This is a genomic window from Arthrobacter antioxidans, assembly GCF_023100725.1.
GTDB classification, from domain to species: Bacteria; Actinomycetota; Actinomycetes; order Actinomycetales; family Micrococcaceae; genus Arthrobacter_D; species Arthrobacter_D antioxidans.
Window position 1 is genome coordinate 1,618,830 of sequence record NZ_CP095501.1, and the last position, 15,243, is coordinate 1,634,072.

Sequence of the window (15,243 nt, forward strand, 5' to 3'; positions counted from 1 at the left end):
CGCCCCGCACCGAGCTTGTTGGTCGGCCCTGCGCCCACCCGATACGATCAGCACGGCGGTCCCCGGGCTCATCGGGTGCCGTCACGCCCTGTCGGGCGTCCCTGTTCCGATTCCCCAAGGAGACCCTCCGTGTCAGCGCCCCAGCCCATCAGACTCATCGTCGACGGCGAAGAGAAGCAGGCGACGGCGGGCACCACCGGCACGGAGCTGTTCGGCGAGCGGCGCGACGTCGTCGTCATGCGGGTGGACGGCGACCTGGTGGACCTCGACCGGGAACTGCCCGACGGCGCCGCCGTGCAGGGCGTGACGCTCGAGGACCCCGCGGGGCTCGAGGTCCTCCGCCATTCCGCCGCGCACGTCATGGCGCAGGCCGTGCAGCAGCTGCGCCCCGGGGCCACGCTGGGCATCGGCCCGTACATCACGGACGGCTTCTACTTCGACTTCGACGTCGAGGAACCCTTCACGCCCGACGAGCTCAAGCAGCTCGAGAAGATGATGCTGAAGATCGTCAACGCCAACCAGCGCTTCGTCCGCCGGGTCGTGTCCGAGGACGAGGCCCGCGAGGCCATGAAGGACGAGCCGTACAAGCTCGAGCTGATCGGCCTCAAGGGCGGCGCGACGGACGAGGACGGTGCCTCCGTCGAGGTGGGCGCCGGCGAGCTGACCGTCTACGACAACGTGGACCGCAAGTCCGGCGACGTCGTGTGGAAGGACCTGTGCCGCGGTCCGCACCTGCCCAACACCAAGCTCATCTCCAATGCCTACTCGCTCACCCGCTCGGCGGCCGCCTACTGGCGCGGCAGCGAGAAGAACAAGCAGCTGCAGCGGATCTACGGCACGGCATGGCCCACCAAGGACGCCCTCAAGGCCTACCAGGAACGGCTGGCCGAAGCGGAGCGGCGCGACCACCGGCGCCTCGGCACGGAGCTGGACCTGTTCTCCTTCCCGGACGAGCTGGGCTCCGGCCTGCCCGTGTTCCACCCCAAGGGCGGCACCATCCGCAAGGCGATGGAGGACTACTCCCGCCAGCGCCACACCGACGCCGGATACGAGTTCGTCTACACGCCCCACATCACGAAGGGGCACCTCTACGAGGTCTCCGGGCACCTCGACTGGTACCGGGACGGCATGTTCCCGGCCATGCACATCGACGAGGAGCTGAACGAGGACGGCACGGTGCGCAAGCCCGGGCAGGACTACTACCTCAAGCCGATGAACTGCCCCATGCACAACCTGGTCTTCCGGTCCCGCGGGCGGTCCTACCGCGAACTGCCGCTGCGCCTGTTCGAATTCGGCTCGGTCTACCGCTACGAGAAGTCCGGCGTGGTCCACGGCCTGACGCGCGTCCGGGGCATGACCCAGGACGACGCCCACATCTACTGCACCCGCGAGCAGATGAAGGACGAGCTCACGGGGACCCTGAACTTCGTGCTGGGCCTGCTCAAGGACTACGGGCTCGACGACTTCTACCTGGAGCTCTCCACGCGCAACCCCGAGAAGTCGGTGGGCTCGGAGGAGATCTGGGAGGAGGCCACCCGCACGCTCGCCGAGGTCGCCGAGGCCTCCGGCCTGGAGCTCGTGCCCGATCCCGGGGGAGCCGCGTTCTACGGCCCCAAGATCTCCGTCCAGGCGCGCGACGCGATCGGCCGCACCTGGCAGATGTCCACCATCCAGCTGGACTTCAACCTGCCCGAGCGCTTCGAACTCGAATACCAGGCGGCCGACGGCACCCGACAGCGCCCCGTCATGATCCACCGGGCCCTGTTCGGGTCGATCGAGCGCTTCATGGGTGTCCTCACCGAGCACTACGCCGGGGCGTTCCCCGCCTGGCTGGCACCCGTGCAGGTGCTCGCCGTCCCCGTGGCGGAGGCCTTCAACGACTATCTGTTCGACGTCGTCGACAAGCTCAAGGCCGAGGGCATCCGCGCGCAGGTGGACGCCGGCTCCGACCGCTTCCCGAAGAAGATCAGGACGGCGAGCAAGGAGAAGGTGCCGTTCGTGCTCATCGCGGGAGGCGAGGACCAGGAGGCCAACGCGGTCTCGTTCCGTTTCCGCGACGGCAGCCAGGACAACCAGGTACCGGTGGACGAGGCCGTCCGCAGGATCGTGGAGGCGGTCCGCAACCGGGAGGCGACGGTCTGATGGCCGACGCCGACAGTCCGGACACCTCCCTGCTCGGCGAGCCGGCGGCTGGGTACCCGGGTGACCGGGAGGTCACCGACGGCTTCGAACTCGCCGGCGTGCCCGACGCCTTCCAGCGGCTGTGGACCCCGCACCGCCTCGCCTACATCAAGGGCGGGCAGGAGCAGGTGACGACGGAGGAGTCGTGCCCGTTCTGCCGCGCGCCGCAGCTGAGCGACGAGGACGCCCTGATCGTCCATCGGGGCACGCACGCCTTCGTGCTCCTCAACCTCTTCCCCTACAACGCCGGGCACCTCCTGGTCTGCCCGTACCGCCACGTGCCCGACTACACGGACATCGACGGCGCCGAGACCGCGGAGATCGCCGCCCTCACCCAGACCGCCATGCGCGTGCTGCGCCGGGTCTCCAACCCCTCCGGATTCAACCTCGGCATGAACCAGGGCGTCACGGGGGGTGCCGGGATCGCAGCCCACCTGCACCAGCACGTGGTGCCGCGCTGGGGCGGCGACGGCAACTTCCTGCCGATCATCGCGCAGACCAAGGCCATCACCCAGACGCTCGGCGACGTGCGCGGGCAGGTCGCCGCGGCGTGGGCCGGCGACGACGCGGGATCGGCCTCCTGATGCTCAACAGGTACGCGCGGGGCTTCTTCACCCGGCTCTTCACGCCCCTGGCCAGGCTGCTGCTGAAGTGGGGCGTGACGCCCGACGCCGTGACCATCGCCGGCACCCTCGGCGTGGCCGGCGGCGCACTGGTGTTATACCCGCTCGGGCAGCTGTTCTGGGGCACGGTCTTCATCACCCTGTTCGTGTTCTCCGACGTGGTCGACGGCATCATGGCCAGGATCAAGGGCCACAGCGGCCTCTGGGGGAACTTCCTCGACTCCACGCTCGACCGCATCGCCGACGGCGCCCTCTTCGCCGGCGTGGCCATCTGGTTCTTCACGGGCGGGCAGAACACGGCCATCGCGGTCGCGGCCCTCGCCTGCCTCGTGCTGGGCATGATCGTGTCCTACGCGCGGGCCAAGGCGGAATCGCTCGGGTTCACCGCGAACGTGGGCGTGGCCGAGCGCGCCGAGCGCCTCGTCTCCGTCCTCGTGGTCACCGGGCTCACGGGTCTCGGGCTGCCCGAGGGGGTCCTGCTCGCGGTGCTGGTCATCCTGGCCGCCGCGAGCCTCGTCACGGTCTACCAGCGGATCAGCACCGTGCGCCGGCAGTCCCGCGAGGCGCGGCCGGCCTCCTGACACCGTCCGGCCTGTCCGGCGTCGTCGACCCGAGCGCGCACGTGGGGTGGGTCCCGGTCGGCAGGACCCACCCCACGTGCGCCCTCCGAGCCGCCGAGGCCTCAGGATGCGGAGGCGAGGACCGGCCGGGCCCCCGTGAAGGCAACCGCGTGATCGCGCAGGGGCGTCAGCGCGGTGCCCAGGGCCGAGAGGTACTCGGCGCGCCGCTTCGGAGCCACCCTGGACGTCGGGGTGGGCGACGCGCCGGGGGTGTCGGCGTAATGGGTCGCGAGTCCGTCGTGCAGCAGCCGGAGCGCCTCGGACTTCTGCTGTGACACGGCCGAGTGCGTGGTGCCGAGTTCGGCGGCGACGTCGGTCACCGAACGGCCCTCGAAGAAGACCTGCTCGATGATGTGCCGCATGCGCGCCGGAAGGTGGACGACGGCGGTCCGCAGGTGCCGGATCTGCTCGTCGGCGAGCAGCGAGGCCTCGGGCAGCTGGTCGAGCGACGGGACGAGGTCGAGCACGGTCTCGTCGAGCACGTGCACGGAGCGGGCGGCGTCGTCGAGCGCCGAATGGATCTCCTGCCGGCTGACGCCGAGCGTCATGGCCAGCTCGTCGGTGGTCGGCCTGCGCCCGAGGGTGGCAGCGAGGGCGTCCTGCGCGCCCAGCGTGTCGCCGATCCGCCGTCGGACGGACCGCGGCGCCCAGTCGTTGGACCGCATCTCGTCCGCGAAGGCGCCCGTGATGCGACGCCGGGCATAGGCGCCGAACGGCACGCCGAGCGTGGGATCGAAGGCGTCCGCCGAGGTGATGAGCGCGATTGCTCCGACGGACGCCAGGTCCTCCCGCGACAGATGCGTGGCGCGGGCGCACAAGGACGAGACGAGATACCCGACCAGTGGCAGGTTGTCGACGATAAGTTTTTCACGGTCCCGTGAATGCATGAGCAAGCTCCCCAGCTGCCTAGTCGCATTGCAGCCCGTAGCGGCCCGGTGAGGGGCTGCCGGGGGCGGCAGGTGTCGTGATGAAGCTATCAGCGGCGTTTCGGGCGTACGGGCCCCTTAGGCCAATCCTGCTCAAAGGCTGAGGTTCGTCTGCTTACACCCGCCAAAACTTCGGTCCGGGGCCTCGAGTCCTGAGCGAGGCCCCGATGATTCACCGCCGTCGGAACCGTCTGTAAGGCGACCCATCATCCAGGGGAAGGACTCACGATGCCGCACCTCCCGGCGTTCCTGCCGCCCGATCTGCACATCGTCTCGCAGGCGGAACTGCTCCTGCTGGAACGCGGAGCCGTGGCCCGGGGAGGCAGGCCGGCGGCCGGCGCTGCCGGGCCGTCCGCGCCGTGGCCCGAGGAACCCCTCGACCGGCTGCTCGATGAACTCGAGCGTCGCGAGCTGGTCGCCGGCGACCGAGCGACCGAGGCCGGGCGCGTATCATGAGGTGTCAGCTTTTATCTACCTTTTAGGGGCAAGTTGTGTCCACCGTTGAAGGAAATCCGGCAACCACAGCACAGACCGGTGGAAACCGGGTGAAGCGCGGTATGGCCGAAATGCTCAAGGGCGGCGTCATCATGGATGTCGTCACCGCCGAGCAAGCCCGCATCGCCGAAGATGCGGGTGCCGTCGCGGTCATGGCGCTCGAGCGGGTGCCCGCGGACATCCGGGCGCAGGGCGGCGTCTCGCGCATGAGCGACCCCGACATGATCGACAGCATCATCGCGGCCGTCTCCATCCCTGTCATGGCCAAGGCGCGGATCGGCCACTTCGTGGAGGCGCAGGTGCTGCAGTCCCTCGGCGTCGACTACATCGACGAGTCCGAGGTCCTGACGCCCGCCGACTTCACCAACCACATCGACAAGTGGAAGTTCACGATCCCCTTCGTGTGCGGGGCCACCAACCTCGGCGAGGCCCTGCGGCGCATCAACGAGGGCGCTGCCATGATCCGGTCGAAGGGCGAGGCCGGCACCGGTGACGTCTCGAACGCCACGATGCACATGCGCAAGATCCGCTCCGAGATCAACCGCCTGTCCTCGATGGCCGAGGACGAGCTGTACGTGGCCGCGAAGGAACTGCAGGCCCCGTACGAGCTCGTGAAGGACGTCGCCGCGGCAGGCCGCCTGCCGGTGGTGCTGTTCACCGCGGGAGGCATCGCGACCCCCGCGGACGCCGCCATGATGATGCAGCTCGGTGCCGACGGCGTCTTCGTGGGCTCGGGCATCTTCAAGTCGGGCAACCCGGCCGAGCGCGCGAACGCCATCGTCCAGGCGACGACATTCCACGACGACCCCGACATGATCGCCAAGGTCTCCCGCGGCCTCGGCGAAGCCATGGTGGGCATCAACGTCGACGAGATCCCGCAGCCGCACCGCCTGGCGGAGCGCGGCTGGTAATCCGGCAGAGCATCACGAAGGGTCGCAGCCGCGAGGCTGCGGCCCTTCCGCGTTCCCGGGGCGGCCCGGGTCAGAGCGCCAGGGCGTAGGTCTTCCCGCGGCCCAGCAGCACGAACCCCCGCCGGGAGAAGAACGCGTAGCCCTGCGGGGTGGCGTTGACGGCCAGATCCACCGCGCCCGCCGCACCCGCGGCGCGCGCGGTGGCGCTGAGCAGTGCCGTGGCCAGCCCCCGCCGCTGGTACCCGGGGAGGACCTCCAGCTGGTGGATGCCGCCGAGACCCTGCAGCCCGGCGACCCCGACCGGATGGAACGAGTACGCGGCACCCGAGATGTTCCCGTGGGCGGGATCGCGGGTCACGGCGTGCCAGGCCTGGCGCGGCTGAGCCCGGGCCACCCCGAGTTCCTGCCGCAGCGGCCCCGAATAGTCGGGCACCTCGGTGGTGAGGACCGCGGCGTCGTCCCCGGGCCCGACGACGGCGGAGACGGGCGCCGCCATCCACCACGGCTGCCAGCTCGGGCTGAACCCGAGCTCAGCGAGCTCTGCGCCGTCCACCGCGGCGTTGAGCCAGACCCGGACGGAGGACGCCCCGAGCCTGGTGCCCTCCGCCAGGGCGGGCCGGACGGCGTGCGCCCGGACCGCCTCGGGGAACATCACCATGAGCTCCCGCCGCGCGGGCAGCCACACCCAGGTGGCACCGTGCGTGGAGAACGTCTTCCCGCCCGTCGCCGTCGCGAGCGCCGCGCACCAGGCGGACTGCAGCCGCTGGCACGCGGCGATGCTCACCACGCCCGACCACCGGCGGACGGTTCCCTCATGCGAGGCCGCGGCGGACCAGCAGGGGCTGGAGGTCCGCGTCCCGTCCCCGGAACCTGCGGAACGCCTCCAGCGGGTCGATGCTGTTGCCGCGGGAGAGCAGCTCACGCCGGAAATGGTCGCCGTTCTCCCGGGTGAGACCGCCCGAGGACTTGAACCACTCCACGGTGTCGGCGTCGAGCATCTCGCTCCAGATGTACGCGTAGTAGGACGCGGCGTACCCGCCGGCGAAGATGTGCTTGAAGTACGAGGTGCGGTACCGGGGCGGGACGGGGGTGAAGTCGATCCCGGCGTCCGCGAGCGCCGAGGCCTCGAAGGCCAGCGGATCCTCGATCACCGTGCCGGCCGGGACGGAGTGCCAGGCGAGGTCGAGGAGGGTCGCGCCGAGGTAGGCGGTCGTCTCGAAGCCCTCGCCCCAGGCGCCCGCCGCATGCATGCGGTCGATGACGTCCTGGGGAAGCGCCTCACCCGTCTCGTGGTGGCGTGCGTAGTGCGCCACGATCTCGGGCCACAGGATCCACATCTCGTTGACCTGCGACGGGTACTCGACGAAGTCGCGCGGCACGGACGTCCCCGCGAGGAGCGGGTAGGTGACGTCGGAGAACAGGCCGTGCAGGGCGTGGCCGAACTCGTGGAAGGTGGTGACCACCTGGTCGTAGGAGAGCAGCGTGGGCTCACCGACCCCCGGCGTCGAGATGTTCAGGTTGTTGATGACGACGGCGCGCGTGCCCTCGAGCCGGGACTGGTCCACGAAGGAGTTCATCCAGGCGCCGCCGCTCTTGGTGTCGCGCGTGTAGAAGTCGCCAAGGAACAGTCCGAGCCCAGACCCGTCCTCGTTGAAGATCTCCCACACGCGCACGTCGGGGTGGTAGCCCGTGAGGTCTGTGCGCTCCGTGAACGCCAGGCCGTACAGGCGGTTCGCGGCGTAGAAGACGCCGTCGTTCAGGACGCGCTCGAGCTCGAAGTAGGGGCGCAGGGCATCGAGGTCGACGTCGAACTTCGCCTTCCGCACCTTCGCGGCGTAGTAGGCCCAGTCCCACGGTTCGATGCCGTGGCCGGCCTCCGCCTCGAGTTCGGTGGCCTCGGCGCGGGCGTTGCGGACCGCCGGAGCCGCGAGCTCCCGCATGCGGTCGAGGATCGCCTCGAGCGACGGCGCCGTCTGGCTGTCGGTCGCCGCGGCCGCGTGCGTGTCGAAGCCGAGGAGGGCGGCGCGCTCGGCGCGGAGCGTGGCCATGCGCACGGTGACGGCGAGGGTGTCGGACTCGTTGCCGCGGGCCCCGCGGGTCACGGAGGCCTCGTGCAGGCGACGGCGCACCTCGCGGTTCGTGAGCTGCTCCAGCGCCGGCTGCGCAGTCGGCAGGATGAGCGTCAGGAGGTATTTCCCGTCGTGCCCGGCGTCGGACGCCGCAGTGGCCGCGGCGGAGATCGCATCGGCGGAGAGCCCGTCGAGTTCCTCGGGGGTGTCGAGCACCAACGCGGAATCGTTCGTGTCCTTCAGCAGCTTCTGCGAGAACTCGGTGCTCAGCGCCGACAGCTCCGCGTTCAGCCGGCGCAGCGTGGCCTGCGCGTCGTCGTCGAGCTCAGCTCCCGCGCGCACGAACCCGCGGAGGTACTCCTCCACGAGGCGCGCCGACTCGGCGTCGAGTCCCTCGAGGGGCACCTGGCGGATGCGCTCGAACAGGACGCGGTTCAGCTTGATGTTGTCCTCGTGCTCCGCGATGCGCGGGGCGATCTGCTGCTCCAGCTCCTGGACGGCCTCCGTCGCGTGGCTGACCGAGTTGCTGAAGAAGACCCGCGAGACGCGGTCCAGGGTGCTGCCCGCACGCTCGAGGGCGATGAGCGTGTTCTCGAAGGAGGCCGGTTCCCCGGATCCCGTGATGCGATCGATCTCGGCGAGGTGCTCGGCGAAACCGGCATCGAACGCGGGCAGGTAGTGCTCGTCCCGGATAACCGCGAATGGGGGCAGCTGGTAGTCGAGGGTACTGGGCTCAAGAAAAGGGTTGCTCATGGGAACTAACTTTTGCACGTTGTTGCAGGTAAGCCCACCACCCTTGACCCGGCGGCATGTGCCTCCCTACTGTCGGAATGCTTCGCTGCCTGATGATCGCCCGTCCTCCCGACCGTCGACCCGCGGGCTGGGGCGCACGGCACAGACGCCGCTGCGATGCGGGGCGCGCCGGGCAGTGCAGCCCGGTTCGACGAAGGAGCACCGATGAGAAACCGTTCCCGAACGTCCATCCTGCTGACGCTGTCCCTCGCGGTCACCGGCCTCGGCGTGTCAGCCGGCCCCGCGGGCGCCGCCCCACCCCCGCCGACGGTGGTTCCGGCACCGGACGGCACGACGCCGATCCCCGCCGTGGAGGGGCCCCTCGCCTCCACCGCCGCGTCCTACCCGTTCGGCGCCGCCGACCACCAGGAGGTGCCGCAGGACCTGTCGCGGCTCGGCTACGTGGAGGAGGAGTACCTGGTCAGCGGCACCTCGAACGTCTACACGTGGCCCTCCGCCGGGCCCGCGCAGGTGCGCACCGACGACGCCCCGTACACCACCCGCGTGCTCGTCCGGAAGCCGGCCAAAGGCCAGAAGTTCAGTGGCAACGTGGTCGTCGAGATGCTCAACCCGAGCAACCTGTTCGACCTCAACATCGGCTGGGCCATGGCGCAGGAGCAGATCGTGGCCAACGGCGACGCCTGGGTGGGAATCACCGCCAAACCGATCGCCGTCCAGGCGCTGCAGAACTTCGACCCGGAGCGGTACGCGTCCCTCTCCTTCGCGAACCCGCTGCCGCTGGATGATCCGCGGAACTGTGCGACGGTCGCCGCCGATTCGGCCAGGACCACCGAGAACGGGCTGATCTGGGACATCTACTCCCAGGTGGGGGCGTGGCTGAAGAGCAGCGACGCCGCGAACCCGCTCCGCTACGGGGCGCGGGACTCGCGGGTGGAGCACGCCTACGGCTTCGGGTACTCCCAGACCGGCGGGTACCTCGTCAACTACATCAACGGCGTGCACCCGCTCGTCGTCGCCTCGGACGGGGAGCCGGTCTACGACGCCTACATCGTCGCCGTCGCCGGCGGTGCCTTCGCCGGCGCCTACCCGATGAACCAGTGCGAGCCGGCGCCCCCGGCCACCGACACGCGCCGCCAGTTCGAGGACGTCGGCGTCCCCATCATGCGGATGATGTCGCAGTCCGACTACCTGCTCGGCATCGGCTCCCGCCGCGCGGACAGCGACGAGCCGGGCGACCTGTACCGGCACTACGAGATGGCCGGCGCCGGGCACGCGACGCCGGACGAGCTGACGTACTCGGCGTCCTCCGCGGACATCGTCGCGGCCGAGCGGACCGTTCCGCCGGCGTCGTGCAACGAGGGCCCGCGCAGCAGGTTCCCCAGCTCCATCTTCTTCAACGCCGCGCTCCGGAACCTCGATCTCTGGGTGCGGGAAGGCGTCGCGCCGCCGCGTGCCGAGCCGATCCTGGTGCGCGACGGCGCGCCCGTGCTGGACGCCTACGGCAACGTGCAGGGCGGCCTCCGCTCGCCGTTCCTCGACGCGCCGACCAGCACCTGGTACGGCACGGCGACGGGGGCGTCCTTCTGCTTCATCGCGGGCTACGAGCGGCCGCTGTCCCAGGACGTGCTCGACGACCTGTACCGCAACCACGGCAGCTACGTGCGGGCGGTCCGGGACAGCGTGCGGACGCTCGAGGACGAGGGATTCCTGACGCGCTACGACGCCCGCGAGCTGCGGCGCGACGCGGCACGGAGCGACATCCCCTGAGCGGGGAGCCCGAGCAGGACCTGAGCCCGGCCCCGGTCTCCTACCGGGGCCGGGCTCCGGCGTGCTGCCGGGCGAGGTCCGCGAGCGAGTCGTCGACGCCGTCGTCCTCGAACGCGCCGAACTTCCGCTCGGCGGCGGTGCGCAGGAGATAGTCGGCGATCGCCGGGTTCTTGGGCAGCAGGGACCCGTGGAGGTAGCTCGCGACGATGTTCCGGTAGCGGGCGCCCTCGTGCTTCTCCCCGGCGTTGTTGCCGGCGCCCTTGATCACGGTCGCGAGGGGCCGCAGCCCGCTGCCGAGGAACGTCTGTCCGCTGTGGTTCTCGTAGCCGTGGATCTCGCCGAACTCCTCGCTCGTGGCGACCACGTTGCCGATCAGCCGCTCGGAGCCGCCGCGGGTCTCGAGGTCGAGCACCCCGATGCCGGGGATCACGGTGCCCTCGTACGTCCGGAAGCTGTTGCCGAAGAGCTGGTACAGCCCGCAGATGAGCAGCATCGGCGTGCCGTCCTCGGCGAGCTCCCGCAACCGGGGGGCGATGGCCTGGAGGTCCTCCTGGATGACCACCTGGCCGCTGTCCTGGCCCCCGCCGCCGACGATGATGTCGACGTCGTCCGGGAACGGGTCGCCCGCATTGTGCTCGAGGATCTCGGCGCCGTAGCCGCGCCAGGCCAGGCGCTGCTTCAGCACGAGGACGTTGCCGTAGTCCCCGTAGATGTTCATCTCCCGGGGGTAGAGCTGCAGGATGCGCAGGGAGCCCTTCTGCGGATCGGCGGGCGCCCCGGTGAGGGCGGCGGCGGATGGGGCGTCACTCATCAGGAGACCACCTCGACCTTCGTGATCTTGGACAGCTCGCGGCGCACTGCGAGCATGGCGGTGTAGGTGCAGAAGATGCGCTTCGGACGGCCCGCGGAGCCACGGATGAACTGCCGGAGCGCGTCGGTGGTGTCCGGCTCGACGGCACCGACGCGGACGTCGTCGTACTTCAGGCGCAGCGCCATGTCGTAGGCGCGGACCCCGCTGACGACGTCCACCCCGCCGAGGCCCAGCGAGTCGAAGTCGACGTCCCACAGCCAGGACATGTCGCGTCCGTCGGCGTAGTTGTCGTTGATGGCGATCATCGTCGCGCAGCCGGCGGGGTCGAAGGACTTCAGGCCCAGGCGGAACCCGCTCGGGTTCTTCACCAGCACCAGCTCCAGGGCCTGACCGTCGACGACGAGGCTCTCGCCCCGGCCGAACGCCGGTTCGACGGCGGCGAGGGAGGAGAACAGGCGGTCGCCGTCGGCGCTGCCCCCGAGGACCGCGCGGGCCGCCGCGAGGGCCGCCGCCGCATTGAAGATGTTGTAGACACCGCGCAGGCGGAGGTCGGTGCGCGTCGTGGTGCCCTCCACCTCGAAGCTCGCCGCATTGCCGTCCACGGACGCGAGGACCACGTCGGCGGGCAGGGCCGAGGCGGGTGCGGTGCCCGCGGCGCCGCGCAGTTCGTCGTCGTTCGGGAAGGTGCTCCGGAGGGAGGCGTCGAGGCCGAAGTAGACGACGTCGGCCGCCGTGATCGACGACGCCAGTCCGGCGACGCGCGGATCCTCGCGGTTCAGCACCACCGTGTCCGTGGTGGCGAGCGCGATGCGCTCGAGCAGGCGCGTGGTCGCGTCGATCTCCCCGAACCGGTCCAGCTGGTCGCGGAGGACATTCAGCAGCAGGGAGTACCGGGGAGGGACGAGCTTCACGAAGTGCACGGCGTGGGCCTCGTCCAGTTCCAGGACGGCGACGTCGGCCTGGAGGCGCCCGCGCCAGTCGACCTCACCGAGCAGTGCCGCCGCGACGCCGCGCGTGAAGTTGCTGCCCGTGCGGTTGGTGAACACCGTCAGGCCCTGGCCCTCGAGCAGTTCCACCACCATCTTGGTGGTGGTCGTCTTGCCGTTCGTGCCGCTGACGACGACGACGCCGCGGGGGAGGGTGGACAGGGCGCGGCCCATGAAGCCGGGGTCGAGGCGCTCGACCACGAGGCCCGGGAACGCGGAGCCGCCGCCGCGCAGGCGGGAGGCGAAGCGCGCAGCCTTACCCACGAGGACTGGAAGGGGATTCATGCCTCCAAATTATCGCAGGCCCGGACGCCTTCCCGGGACGCGGCGGGGAGTCGCTCCTCACGCCCCGCCGGGAGCGGGGGCCGGAGAACCTAGAATTGGGGGATGACCTCCCCGTCCTCCCCGGCTCCCACGCCCCCGTCCGGCGTCGTGGTCGGCGTCCTCGCCGTCCAGGGCGATGTCCGCGAGCACATCGCGACCATCGAGTCCCTGGGCGGGCGGGCCGTACCCGTCCGGCGGGCCTCGGAACTGGCCGGGATCGACGGCCTGATCATCCCCGGAGGGGAGTCCACCACGATGGACAAGCTCACCCGGACCTGCGGGCTGGCCGGGCCGCTGCGCGACAGGATCGGCGACGGGATGCCCGTCTACGGCTCCTGCGCCGGGATGATCATGCTCTCGGACGTCCTCGCGGACCCGTCCACGGACCGCCTCGGCAACCCGCAGCAGACGCTCGGCGGCCTCGACATGGTGGTGCGGCGCAACGCGTTCGGGCGGCAGCGCGAGTCCTTCGAGGCCGATCTCGCCTTCGGCGGGCTCGCCACCACCGGAGGCGTCGGCGGCGCCGATCCGGTGCGGGCCGTGTTCATCCGCGCGCCGTGGGTGGAGAAGGTGGGCGAGGGCGTCGAGGTGCTGGCGCAGGTGCCCGCGTCGGAGACGCCGCAGCCCGGACCCGCACCGGAGGGTGCCGATGCCGGTGCGGACTTGGAACCGGTCGCTAGAATTGTCGCAGTGCGTTCGGGGAACCTGCTGGCCACGAGCTTCCATCCGGAGGTCACGGGGGAGCGGCGGGTCCACGAACTGTTTATTCGGATGATCAGAGGAGAAGCGTAGGCATGTCGGGGCACTCCAAGTGGGCAACAACCAAGCACAAGAAGGCCGCGATCGACGCCAAGCGCGCGAAGTCCTTCGCCAAGCTGATCAAGAACATCGAGGTCGCGGCGCGGGCCGGCGGCGCCGACGTCGCCGGTAACCCGGGGCTCGAACTGGCCGTCTCGAAGGCCAAGAAGACCTCCGTCCCCATCGACAACATCAACCGCGCGGTGAAGCGCGGGGCAGGGCTGCTCGGCGAGGCCGTCGACTACCAGACCATCATGTACGAGGCCCGCGGCCCCCAGGGCTCCGCGCTGCTGATCGAGTGCCTCACGGACAACAAGAACCGCGCGGCCTCCGAGGTGCGCCTCGGCATCTCCCGCAACGGCGGCACGGTCGCCGATCCGGGCTCCGTGGCCTACCTGTTCGCACGCAAGGGCGTCGTCACGCTCCCGAAGAAGGACCTCACCGAGGACGAGCTGCTCCTGTCCGTCCTCGACGCCGGGGCGGACGAGGTCAAGGAATCGGCCGAGACGTTCGAGATCGTCTCCGAGCCGCAGGACCTCCGGGCCGTGGTCGCGGCGCTCGACGAGAGCAGCATCGAGTACGAGAACGACGACGTCGAGTTCGTCCCGTCCATGCAGGTGGACCTGGATGCCGACGGCGCGCGGAAGTTCCTCAAGCTCGTGGACGCCCTGGAGGAGCTCGACGACGTCCAGAACGTCTACTCGAACGCCCACCTCCCGGACGAGGTCCTGGCGGAGCTCGAGAACGACGACTGACATCGCCCCTCCCGGCCCCGGGCGGCAGGTAGCCCCGTGACCTTCCGCGTGATGGGCGTCGACCCCGGGCTGACGCGCTGCGGGCTCGCCGTCGTCGACATCGAACCCAACCGGCGCTCCACCCTCGTGGCCGTCGGCGTGGTGGGCACCGACGCCGGGCAGAGCCTCGACCAACGGCTCCTGGTCATCTCGGAGGCCGTCGACACCTGGCTGGACCTGCACGAGCCGCAGGCCCTCGCCGTCGAGCGCGTCTTCAGCGGGACCAACATCAGCACCGTCATGGGCACCGCCCAGGCGTCCGGGGTCGTCATCGTGTCCGCGGCGCGCCGCGGCATCCCGGTGGCACTCCACACGCCCACCGAGGTGAAGGCCGCGGTCACGGGCAACGGGCAGGCGGACAAGGTGGCGGTCACGAAGATGGTGACGAAGATCCTACGGCTGGACACGCCGCCCCGGCCCGCCGACGCCGCCGACGCCCTGGCCCTGGCGATCACCCACGCGTGGCGCCGCGGCGTGGGGACGCAGGGTGCGGCCGCCGCCGGCGGACTGGTGACCCCCGCGCAGCGCCTGTGGGCCGAGGCGGAGGCCCGGGCCCGCCGCCGCTGAGCAGGTGACGCCTGTCCCGGCGCCCGCTCAGCGCGAGCTGCGGACGTCCAGGACGGACCGCACACCGGAGAGTGCGTCGCTCACCCGCGCCTCCAGGCTCGGCCCCTCGTCGTCCGCGAGCCAGGCGTGCAGGCACTGCCGGAAGAGCGCGAACCCGATGGCGGCCAGGACGTCGGACTGCTCCGGGGGGAACCCGCGACCGATGAGGGCCGTCGTCACGTCCTTCTGCCACCGGGCCTGCTTGGCGAGTTCCCGTCCGGACAGTGCGATGTGCGAGTCGATGACGCGCTGGCGCCGCTTCAGCAGGTCGCGCCGGGACTCCATGGTCGACGCGAGCGTCCCGAGTGCCTTCCCCATGTGCACGTCCGCGCGGACGGGACCGGTGTCCTCCGCGATGACACCGATGAGCAGCGGCAGGAGCTCGTCGTCATCGGCGAAGAGCACTTCCTCCTTGTCCGCGAAGTAGCGGAAGAACGTCCGCGGGGTCACCCCGGCCGCGAGCGCGATGTTCTCGACCGTCGACTCGGCGTAGCCGCGGTCGACGAACTGGCTGATCGCCGCGTCCACGAGGCGGCGGCGGGAGTCTTCGGGCCATCGGGGCATCCCCCGATCCTACCC

At 70.6% G+C, this 15,243-nt stretch carries 15 protein-coding genes; 9 read left to right on the forward strand and 6 right to left on the reverse strand.

Going from position 1 to position 15,243, the window contains the following annotated elements; all coding sequences use genetic code 11:
• Window positions 1–129 precede the first annotated feature (129 nt).
• From thrS to pgsA, 3 genes are read left to right on the forward strand one after another with little or no spacing between them, the layout of a single operon-like run.
• Window positions 130–2,142, forward strand: coding sequence for a threonine--tRNA ligase (gene thrS / locus MWM45_RS07430; protein ID WP_247828896.1), 2,013 nt, complete (start codon window positions 130–132; stop codon window positions 2,140–2,142).
• Window positions 2,142–2,765 (forward strand): HIT family protein, encoded by a 624-nt coding sequence (locus MWM45_RS07435; protein WP_247828897.1) that lies wholly within the window; start codon window positions 2,142–2,144, stop codon window positions 2,763–2,765. Before thrS ends, MWM45_RS07435 begins: the two co-directional genes overlap by 1 nt.
• Window positions 2,765–3,385: a phosphatidylinositol phosphate synthase gene (gene pgsA / locus MWM45_RS07440; RefSeq protein ID WP_247828898.1), complete on the forward strand. Its 621-nt coding sequence runs from the start codon at window positions 2,765–2,767 to the stop codon at window positions 3,383–3,385. The genes MWM45_RS07435 and pgsA overlap by 1 nt, the downstream gene beginning before the upstream one ends.
• A 101-nt stretch (window positions 3,386–3,486) precedes the next feature.
• Here the strand turns inward: pgsA and MWM45_RS07445 are convergent, their stop codons facing one another.
• A complete protein-coding gene (locus tag MWM45_RS07445) occupies window positions 3,487–4,311 on the reverse strand; it encodes a sigma-70 family RNA polymerase sigma factor (RefSeq protein ID WP_247828899.1) in 825 nt (274 codons plus the stop codon).
• Between the two features lie 267 nt (window positions 4,312–4,578).
• Between MWM45_RS07445 and MWM45_RS07450 the strand changes: the two genes are divergently transcribed.
• Together MWM45_RS07450 and pdxS are read left to right on the forward strand one after the other, a co-directional pair.
• A complete protein-coding gene (locus MWM45_RS07450; RefSeq protein WP_247828900.1) occupies window positions 4,579–4,806 on the forward strand; it encodes a hypothetical protein in 228 nt (75 codons plus the stop codon).
• 35 nt (window positions 4,807–4,841) lie between these two features.
• Window positions 4,842–5,756, forward strand: a complete 915-nt coding sequence (gene pdxS, locus MWM45_RS07455; RefSeq protein WP_043445055.1) for a pyridoxal 5'-phosphate synthase lyase subunit PdxS — start codon at window positions 4,842–4,844, stop codon at window positions 5,754–5,756.
• 70 nt (window positions 5,757–5,826) lie between these two features.
• Here pdxS and MWM45_RS07460 read toward each other — a convergent pair whose 3' ends face one another.
• Together MWM45_RS07460 and MWM45_RS07465 are read right to left on the reverse strand one after the other, a co-directional pair.
• Window positions 5,827–6,543 (reverse strand): GNAT family N-acetyltransferase, encoded by a 717-nt coding sequence (locus tag MWM45_RS07460; RefSeq protein WP_247828901.1) that lies wholly within the window; start codon window positions 6,541–6,543, stop codon window positions 5,827–5,829.
• Window positions 6,544–6,568: 25 nt separating this feature from the next.
• A complete protein-coding gene (locus MWM45_RS07465) occupies window positions 6,569–8,578 on the reverse strand; it encodes a M3 family metallopeptidase (RefSeq protein WP_247828902.1) in 2,010 nt (669 codons plus the stop codon).
• A gap of 204 nt (window positions 8,579–8,782) precedes the next feature.
• Between MWM45_RS07465 and MWM45_RS07470 the strand changes: the two genes are divergently transcribed.
• Window positions 8,783–10,345, forward strand: a complete 1,563-nt coding sequence (locus tag MWM45_RS07470) for an alpha/beta hydrolase domain-containing protein (protein WP_247828903.1) — start codon at window positions 8,783–8,785, stop codon at window positions 10,343–10,345.
• Window positions 10,346–10,385: 40 nt separating this feature from the next.
• Here MWM45_RS07470 and MWM45_RS07475 read toward each other — a convergent pair whose 3' ends face one another.
• Entirely contained in the window at window positions 10,386–11,156 is a 771-nt protein-coding gene (locus tag MWM45_RS07475) for a type 1 glutamine amidotransferase (protein ID WP_247828904.1), read from the reverse strand.
• Entirely contained in the window at window positions 11,156–12,427 is a 1,272-nt protein-coding gene (locus MWM45_RS07480; protein ID WP_247828905.1) for a MurT ligase domain-containing protein, read from the reverse strand. The genes MWM45_RS07475 and MWM45_RS07480 overlap by 1 nt, the downstream gene beginning before the upstream one ends.
• A gap of 102 nt (window positions 12,428–12,529) precedes the next feature.
• Here MWM45_RS07480 and pdxT point away from each other — a divergent pair, with 102 nt between their 5' ends.
• The 3 genes from pdxT to ruvC are packed head-to-tail and all read left to right on the forward strand — an operon-like array spanning window position 12,530 to window position 14,625.
• On the forward strand, window positions 12,530–13,258 hold the full coding sequence (gene pdxT / locus MWM45_RS07485) for a pyridoxal 5'-phosphate synthase glutaminase subunit PdxT (protein WP_247828906.1): 729 nt from the start codon (window positions 12,530–12,532) through the stop codon (window positions 13,256–13,258).
• A 2-nt stretch (window positions 13,259–13,260) separates the two neighbouring features.
• Window positions 13,261–14,019: a YebC/PmpR family DNA-binding transcriptional regulator gene (locus tag MWM45_RS07490; protein ID WP_247828907.1), complete on the forward strand. Its 759-nt coding sequence runs from the start codon at window positions 13,261–13,263 to the stop codon at window positions 14,017–14,019.
• Between the two features lie 36 nt (window positions 14,020–14,055).
• The gene (gene ruvC / locus MWM45_RS07495; RefSeq protein WP_247828908.1) at window positions 14,056–14,625 is read left to right on the forward strand and encodes a crossover junction endodeoxyribonuclease RuvC; all 570 of its coding nucleotides are present in this window, start codon (window positions 14,056–14,058) and stop codon (window positions 14,623–14,625) included.
• A gap of 27 nt (window positions 14,626–14,652) precedes the next feature.
• Here ruvC and MWM45_RS07500 read toward each other — a convergent pair whose 3' ends face one another.
• Window positions 14,653–15,228, reverse strand: coding sequence for a TetR family transcriptional regulator (locus MWM45_RS07500; protein ID WP_247828909.1), 576 nt, complete (start codon window positions 15,226–15,228; stop codon window positions 14,653–14,655).
• Between the last annotated feature and the right edge of the window lie 15 nt (window positions 15,229–15,243).

Bases quoted from the DNA above. Each gene is read 5' to 3' on its own strand.
- MWM45_RS07490 (WP_247828907.1), top strand. From the start codon at position 13,261: ATGTCGGGGCACTCCAAGTGGGCAACAACCAAGCACAAGAAGGCCGCG.
- MWM45_RS07445 (WP_247828899.1), bottom strand. From the start codon at position 4,311: ATGCATTCACGGGACCGTGAAAAACTTATCGTCGACAACCTGCCACTG.
- MWM45_RS07475 (WP_247828904.1), bottom strand. From the start codon at position 11,156: ATGAGTGACGCCCCATCCGCCGCCGCCCTCACCGGGGCGCCCGCCGAT.
- MWM45_RS07450 (WP_247828900.1), top strand. From the start codon at position 4,579: ATGCCGCACCTCCCGGCGTTCCTGCCGCCCGATCTGCACATCGTCTCG.
- MWM45_RS07500 (WP_247828909.1), bottom strand. From the start codon at position 15,228: ATGCCCCGATGGCCCGAAGACTCCCGCCGCCGCCTCGTGGACGCGGCG.
- MWM45_RS07480 (WP_247828905.1), bottom strand. From the start codon at position 12,427: ATGAATCCCCTTCCAGTCCTCGTGGGTAAGGCTGCGCGCTTCGCCTCC.
- pgsA (WP_247828898.1), top strand. From the start codon at position 2,765: ATGCTCAACAGGTACGCGCGGGGCTTCTTCACCCGGCTCTTCACGCCC.
- pdxT (WP_247828906.1), top strand. From the start codon at position 12,530: ATGACCTCCCCGTCCTCCCCGGCTCCCACGCCCCCGTCCGGCGTCGTG.
- MWM45_RS07435 (WP_247828897.1), top strand. From the start codon at position 2,142: ATGGCCGACGCCGACAGTCCGGACACCTCCCTGCTCGGCGAGCCGGCG.
- MWM45_RS07465 (WP_247828902.1), bottom strand. From the start codon at position 8,578: ATGAGCAACCCTTTTCTTGAGCCCAGTACCCTCGACTACCAGCTGCCC.
- MWM45_RS07470 (WP_247828903.1), top strand. From the start codon at position 8,783: ATGAGAAACCGTTCCCGAACGTCCATCCTGCTGACGCTGTCCCTCGCG.